The sequence below is a fragment of the Bacillus sp. FJAT-29790 genome (assembly GCF_019039215.1).
In the GTDB taxonomy this organism is placed as follows: Bacteria; Bacillota; Bacilli; order Bacillales; family Cytobacillaceae; genus Cytobacillus.
The window spans coordinates 10,563-17,807 of sequence record NZ_JAHNZZ010000008.1; the positions used below are offsets into that span (position 1 = coordinate 10,563).

At 39.6% G+C, this 7,245-nt stretch carries 6 protein-coding genes and 1 other annotated feature; of the genes, 1 reads left to right on the forward strand and 5 read right to left on the reverse strand.

What is annotated here, in order from left to right:
- Positions 1-70: 70 nt before the first annotated feature.
- Positions 71-293, reverse strand: a binding site (T-box leader).
- A gap of 71 nt (positions 294-364) precedes the next feature.
- The 5 genes from pdxT to guaB all read right to left on the reverse strand — a co-directional run bounded on the left by pdxT (position 365) and on the right by guaB (position 5,562).
- Positions 365-940 (reverse strand): pyridoxal 5'-phosphate synthase glutaminase subunit PdxT, encoded by a 576-nt coding sequence (pdxT, locus tag BGM26_RS21260; RefSeq protein WP_217042292.1) that lies wholly within the window; start codon positions 938-940, stop codon positions 365-367.
- An 11-nt stretch (positions 941-951) separates the two neighbouring features.
- Positions 952-1,836 carry a pyridoxal 5'-phosphate synthase lyase subunit PdxS gene (gene pdxS / locus BGM26_RS21265; protein WP_217042297.1) on the reverse strand — a complete coding sequence of 295 codons (885 nt, stop codon included), beginning with the start codon at positions 1,834-1,836 and terminating at the stop codon, positions 952-954.
- Positions 1,837-1,911: 75 nt separating this feature from the next.
- On the reverse strand, positions 1,912-2,172 hold the full coding sequence (locus tag BGM26_RS21270) for a hypothetical protein (protein WP_217042293.1): 261 nt from the start codon (positions 2,170-2,172) through the stop codon (positions 1,912-1,914).
- A gap of 19 nt (positions 2,173-2,191) precedes the next feature.
- On the reverse strand, positions 2,192-3,505 hold the full coding sequence (locus BGM26_RS21275) for a D-alanyl-D-alanine carboxypeptidase family protein (protein ID WP_254119855.1): 1,314 nt from the start codon (positions 3,503-3,505) through the stop codon (positions 2,192-2,194).
- A gap of 590 nt (positions 3,506-4,095) precedes the next feature.
- Positions 4,096-5,562: an IMP dehydrogenase gene (guaB, locus tag BGM26_RS21280; RefSeq protein WP_217042294.1), complete on the reverse strand. Its 1,467-nt coding sequence runs from the start codon at positions 5,560-5,562 to the stop codon at positions 4,096-4,098.
- Between the two features lie 112 nt (positions 5,563-5,674).
- Here guaB and BGM26_RS21285 point away from each other — a divergent pair, with 112 nt between their 5' ends.
- Positions 5,675-6,625, forward strand: a complete 951-nt coding sequence (locus BGM26_RS21285; protein ID WP_217042295.1) for a YaaC family protein — start codon at positions 5,675-5,677, stop codon at positions 6,623-6,625.
- Positions 6,626-7,245 lie beyond the last annotated feature (620 nt).

Sequence of the window (7,245 nt, forward strand, 5' to 3'; positions counted from 1 at the left end):
AAAAGCAACAAACTTTACGAAAACAGCCTTAAAAATAAAGGGAAAAAACACAAAAAACTCCCGTCCCCTAAAAAGGGACGAGAGTTACCCGCGTTGCCACCCTAGTTGAAAGCAAAAGCCTTCCACCTTAAAATAATAACGGTTTTTTTAACCGAAAGTATTTACTACCCTTCTAGAAGGTGTTCCATACTTTACTCGAGGATGGATTCACAAGCTTCATTCACCGATTTCCACCAGCCACCGGCTCTCTTAAGAACGAATTTCCTGCTACTAGTTCCTCTCACTGCTTTTACTATTGAAATTTTTGTAATTCATAATGTACTACAATTATTAACCTTTTGCAACTAAAATATGCAAATTGCTTTTATTTAGACTCTTTGACCATATTGATAAAGTAAGCGGTAAAGCGATGATCATCTGTTAGTTCAGGGTGGAATGAACAGCCAAGAAACTGACCTTCACGAGCAGCTACGATTCGCTCATTATGCTTAGCCAATACTTCAACATTCTCTCCGGCTTGTACAATATGCGGTGCGCGAATAAAGACAGCTGGGAACTCTTCTGCTACACCGGCAATATCCAAAATCGCCTCAAAGCTTTCTTTCTGGCGGCCGAATGAATTTCTTTCTACCTTTACGTCCATAGCGCCGATATGCGGCTCATCATGACCCTGAATATGATTCGCCAGCAAAATCAAACCAGCGCACGTTCCGAACATTGGTTTTCCTGACCTTGCAAATTGCTTAAGACTATCCATAAAGTCATATTTATCGATTAACAGGCGCATCGTTGTGCTTTCACCGCCAGGAAGGATTAATCCGTCCACATCGGCCAGCTGCTCTTGGCGCTTAATGACTACAGCTTCAGCACCGCATTCCTCAATAGACTGAACATGCTCTCTAACAGCGCCTTGAAGTCCAAGAACTCCTACCTTAACCATATTAATTCTCCTTACCAGCCGCGTTCCTGCATACGAGCTTCAGGAGCTAATGAAGAAATTTCAATTCCCTTCATTGGAGCACCAAGCTCTTTTGAAAGCTCTGCAATTAATTTGTAATCTTGATAGTGAGTTGTTGCTTCAACAATTGCTTTTGCAAATTTAGCTGGATTTTCCGATTTGAAAATACCAGAACCGACGAATACTCCGTCCGCTCCAAGCTGCATCATTAACGCAGCGTCCGCTGGTGTTGCTACACCGCCGGCAGCAAAGTTAACAACCGGAAGACGGCCAAGACGTTTGATTTCAAGCAGTAGCTCATAAGGTGCGCCTAACAGCTTAGCTTCTGTCATTAATTCATCTTCATTCATTCCTGCAACCTTGCGAACTTGAGCATTCACTTTGCGGATATGACGAACGGCCTCAACAATGTTTCCTGTTCCCGGCTCACCTTTCGTACGAAGCATAGCTGCTCCTTCACCAATACGGCGTGCAGCTTCACCAAGATCACGGCAGCCGCAAACAAATGGAACGGTATACTCTTTCTTATTCAGATGGTATTCTTCATCTGCAGGAGTTAAAACTTCACTTTCATCTATATAATCTACACCCATAGCTTCAAGTACACGTGCTTCAACGATATGGCCGATACGTGCTTTCGCCATAACTGGAATCGTAACCGCATTCATAACTTCCTCCATGATACGAGGATCAGCCATTCTTGCCACGCCGCCAGCCGCACGGATATCGGATGGAACTCTTTCTAGTGCCATTACTGCAACAGCACCCGCATCTTCAGCTATTTTTGCCTGTTCAGCATTAACAACGTCCATAATGACGCCGCCCTTTTGCATTTCTGCCATTCCGCGTTTAACTCGATCTGTACCCGTATTCATAATGATCCCCCTTCGTAAATACCATCTGCTATTGATGGGTTAATATGACTTCAAAATTATTGTTTAAAAAGGGAAATATTATATTTCAAATTCGCCTTGGCGTATTTGCGCCCAGATTTTTACCTTAGCTTGCTCAATAAATTCCTTTAATAAATCTTGGGCGTCTGCCGTAGGCTTAGCTTTATTCAGCCAAGGTTTAAATCCCCACGGAATTGGATACCTGTTTGCATTCATCTCGCCAATTATATCGTTTAGAGACTTCTGCTGAATAAATTTAAAATAATCGGAATAATTCCCTTTCCCTAATGTAAATAAACAACAAAAGGGAGTCCCTGTCAAGACAAGAACTCCCTTTTTATTAAAACCAACCTTTTACAGTCGATGAAATACTTCCCCATACATTTCCGAAAAAGCTTCCAACTCCACGCATCATGAGCACAAACCAATTCGCTTTTTCAACATCTTGAGCTGCGACAACATCCACTTGAATTTTACTTTTTCCCTCTTGAGTTAAAAAGCCCAATGTTTGATCATTTGCCGATTCAATCGTTAAAGAGCCGACTTTTTCTCCCTTTTTAATTGGGGCAGTCAACTCGCCTTTTTCATTCAATTTCTTTTTATCTAGAATAAGAATCGGTTTATAATTTTCTTTTTCGCCGTTTTTAACAACCATCTTAATCGGATCTTTTGTTTCAATCTTTACCTTATCTTCTTTTCCTTTGATAACAGGTAAGGTCTTACTACCCTTCACTTGATAACCTTTCGGAACGAGCTCTTCTTTACTAAAATTACTAAAAGCATAGTTAAACATTTTCTTCGTTTCATCAAATCGGGATTTTTTATTCATACCTTTTCCGCTATCGTCTTTTGCATTCATGATTACGGTAATATAGCGATTGCCATTTCGAATAGCTGTACCAGTAAAGCATAATCCTGCAAACTCTGTCGTACCTGTTTTTAAACCGTCCACACCTTCGTAACCATATACAAGGCTTGGAAGCATCCAATTCCAATTATCCATCTTAATTTCATCTTCTGTACCTTCACGAAACTTCAATGTAGGAGTACTAGCCGTTTCCAACACTTCCGGGAAATCACTCAGTAAACGAGAGGCTAATTTTGCAGTTGCTCTGGCAGACATTACATTTTCTTCATCAATATTCCCTACTGAATGAAAGCCTTTTAAATCTGAGTTATTTAAACCAGTTGAATTGACAAACTTATAATCCTTTAACCCTAGTTCAGCTGCTTTTTCATTCATCATTTTGACAAAATTCGCTTCCGACCCAGCAATTGTTTCAGCAATGGCAATCGTTGCAGCATTCGCTGAATAAATAGTCATTGCTTGATATAATTCACGAATATTATATTTCCCGTCTCTTCGCAAAGGGACATTTGATAAGCTTGTATCATGCGCAATCTTCCAGACATACTCGCTGACTGCATATTCTTGGTCCCATTTAACCCGTCCCTCTTTAATCGCTTCAAGGAGAAGATATTCAGTCATCATTTTTGTCATACTTGCAATACCAAGTACTTGGTCTGCATTTTTTGCATATAATATCTTTCCTGTCTCTGCTTCTACTAAAATAGCAGCATCTGCATTAATATTCAAAATATCTTCTGCATGAGCTTTATTTAAACTTGGGAAAAGCCCGAACACCATCATCATTGCAAGGATCCCAGCGACATATTTACGATAAAAGTTTCTTTTCAATGTAAAAGCCCTCCAACATTTTAGTACACTTTTTTTATTTTATCATAACTCGATCTTAAAAAGTAGTTAGAGGAATTACCTATTATTTCTAAGCCCTTCACCCTATTATAAAAGCATAGTGCTGTGGTCAGTGATCCCTAAAATAGGCGAGAAAATAAAAGTGCACAAAGTTCTCCGCAACCTGCAACAAGATCATTTCCTGGTAAATATAGGCTGTTTTTTTCGCATATATATTGTTTTTAGTCTTCAAAGTTTGCCCGTTTATTTCCGAAGGGGAGGAACGGGAGCCTCCTCGGCGTTACCGCCTGCGGGATCTCCCGCTCCCTCTATTTCTGCAGGATACAGCATTTACATCCTTGAATCTGCCCACGCACGAAGGAAATGCGATAGCATTTTCGAGGAGTCAAGTGCCCTCCGCTCCAATCAACTCAGATTATTAAATAAAAATCACATTATAAAAGCAACAAACGTCACGAAAACAGCCTAAATATAAAGGGCAGAGAAGAATCATCTTCTCTGCCGCTATTATTAAATGATATGCTTTCTTATGTTAAAGAGTAATTTGGCGCTTCTTTTGTAATTTGAACATCATGTGGATGGCTCTCTCTAAGCCCTGCACCAGTCATTCTAATGAACTGAGCTTTTTCTCTTAATTCCACTAAGTCCTTCGTTCCGCAATAGCCCATGCCTGACTTTAGTCCGCCTACAAGCTGATAAATTGTATCTGCAAGCGGTCCTTTATATGAAAGACGCCCTTCAATTCCCTCCGGAACAAACTTTTTATTATCTTCTTGGAAGTAACGGTCTTTTGAGCCTTTCTCCATCGAAGCGACAGAACCCATTCCGCGATAAACTTTAAAGCGACGTCCTTGGAATATTTCCGTTTCTCCCGGACTTTCGGATACACCTGCTAATAGGCTTCCTAGCATTACGGCATGCCCTCCAGCTGCAAGGGATTTTACAATATCACCGGAGTATTTTATCCCACCGTCAGCAATAATCCCTTTCCCATGCTTTCGTGCTTCCGTTGCACAGTCATAGATGGCTGTTATTTGTGGAACACCAACTCCCGCAACCACTCTTGTCGTACAAATGGAACCTGGTCCAATCCCAACTTTAACAATATCTGCCCCGGCATCAATTAAATGTTTTGTTCCTTCTGCAGTCGCCACATTTCCGGCAATGATTGCAAGGTCGGGATAAGCGCTGCGGATTTCACGGACCGTATCGAATACGCCTTTTGAATGTCCATGAGCCGTATCAACCACAATCACATCAACCTGTGATTTAACTAGCAATTCAACACGTTTCATCGTGTCTTTCGTTACTCCAACAGCAGCACCTACTAATAAACGTCCGTGCTGGTCTTTTGCCGAATTAGGGAATTCAATTACTTTTTCGATATCCTTAATCGTAATTAGCCCTTTAAGGATCCCATTGTCATCAACAAGTGGGAGCTTTTCAATTTTATATTTCTGAAGGATACTTTCTGCTTCAGCCAATGTTGTTCCAACTGGAGCAGTTACAAGATTCTCCTTCGTCATGACATCTGAAATAATGATCGAGTAATCTTGAATAAATCGAAGGTCACGGTTTGTTAAAATACCAACAAGTTTTTGTTCTTCAAGATTGTTAACGATAGGTACTCCGGAAATGCGGTATTTTCCCATCAAATGTTCAGCATCAAATACTTGTTGTTCAGGAGTGAGAAAAAATGGGTCTGAAATAACGCCGCTTTCTGAACGTTTTACTTTATCAACTTGTTCGGCTTGTTGCTCAATAGACATATTTTTATGAATAATCCCAAGTCCACCCTGGCGAGCCATCGCAATAGCCATTTCCGCCTCAGTCACAGTATCCATACCCGCACTGATAATCGGAACATTGAGCTTGAGTTTCTCGGTCAATGCAACCTGCAAACTTACATCGCGAGGAAGAACCTCTGATTTAGCAGGAACAAGCAATACATCATCGAATGTTAAACCCTCTTTAACAAATTTATTTTCCCACATCTTTTTGACCTCCTAGACTCGAAAATATTATTAGTAGGTTATCAATTGGACAAAATACTGTCAAGGTCCCTTCGATATGTTGGACTTTTCTAATAATTTGGAGGTGTTATTTTTGCTCTTCCCCTATAACAATTGGGACTCATTTTTATCCTTTTTTTCGGCAAGCTCTACTCAGTCTTATTTGAAAAATTGTTATCAACTGCAAACGTTTGAACTAGCGGAGCAAAAAAGTTATGAAAATAGTTACCCTTTTATCTATTACCTTGAACACGGCCAAGTATATTACAAGCAAGCTGAAACTGCCCCCTTAATCATTCAGCCTATTCTGCTTTTTTATGGCCTGGTTCATTTGATAAAGGCTTGTATATTAACCGTAGATCCCAACTATCCAGAAACAACCTCCGTCCTTGCACACGGTGTTTCAACAAGAAAAAGAAAGAAACAGCATTATTGCTTTTTTCAAGATGAAGTAAAGTTTCAAAAGAGTGGGCTTTTTCCATATATAGGGGAGAAAATGTTTCACATGAAACATTTAGAGGCCGAAAAAGCAACGATGAGGGATTTACTTGAACAAATACCTGAACTTAATCAGATGTTTATTCAAACAGAAGGAAAAAATACATTTGTATCAATTAACCAGCAGGAGGACCTTTTTTCTCTGCCAAAAAGCATCTTAGACAATTTCCATATGACTGAATCGCGCTTTATCGATTACTGGCAATCGAAATCATCTTCGAATATCATACAGCAAAGTTCCGAAGGGAAATTAATAAACTTTAAATTAAATCATCTACATTCAAGTGAACTATTGCCAATTAAATACAACCTAGAAAATAACAAGCTTCACTTCCCATCAACCAAAAGCCAATTGAATAATTACCCAGAATTGCTAATACATTATTTATTGCTATACAATTTAAGTATGATTGCCCGCTACGAAACAGAGTGGTGGAGCGAATTAATCAAGATGATGCCTAATCTAGATTACCCGTTTATTCAATCCTTCCTTCATATCACCGCAAGGAAAGGGCCATTTTTAATCTATCAGTATTTAAAAAAGTAGGCTTTGACACTCTATTGGAAATACTTGATTTAATGAACTGAACAGTGAATCACATAACATGAATGGGGCCATCGGAAGTTTCTCAGCAAAGAGGATTTAGGTAAAAATCGAATTGGGAATAATACAATAAAAAATAAAAAGGAACAAGTGGTATTTTTATTCCTGCCTGTTCCTTTCATGTTTTAAATTTCGGATTGTTATTTAAAGATAATTCCCTGTAAGAATATTCATTTCTTTTAACTCGAATTTACCATAATAAACTTTCAGTTCTTGAAGTATTTACAATGGGACCCTGCAAGTATCTTTCTATACTATATGCTTAGTTCCTTCACGTTGATCAACCGGGGGATTGCTAGTCGATTATGGTGGACTTACGCGCCAACTTCATCCTTCCCTCTTCGCAGACCTTGTAAGGCCCTGTAAGCTACCTAGACGTGGCAAGTTAATTCATAGTCAATTCTCCATCTATCTTTTAACCCGTAGCTAGATTCCATTCTTCTAATCGTCTAAAAGAATTCCTATACACAAAAAGAGTACCACATGTGGTACTCTTCCAATTTGCTTGGCGACGTCCTACTCTCACAGGGGGAGAGCCCCCAACTACCATCGGCGCTGAGAAG

Bases quoted from the DNA above. Each gene is read 5' to 3' on its own strand.
- BGM26_RS21275 (WP_254119855.1), bottom strand. From the start codon at position 3,505: ATGATGATGGTGTTCGGGCTTTTCCCAAGTTTAAATAAAGCTCATGCA.
- guaB (WP_217042294.1), bottom strand. From the start codon at position 5,562: ATGTGGGAAAATAAATTTGTTAAAGAGGGTTTAACATTCGATGATGTA.
- pdxT (WP_217042292.1), bottom strand. From the start codon at position 940: ATGGTTAAGGTAGGAGTTCTTGGACTTCAAGGCGCTGTTAGAGAGCAT.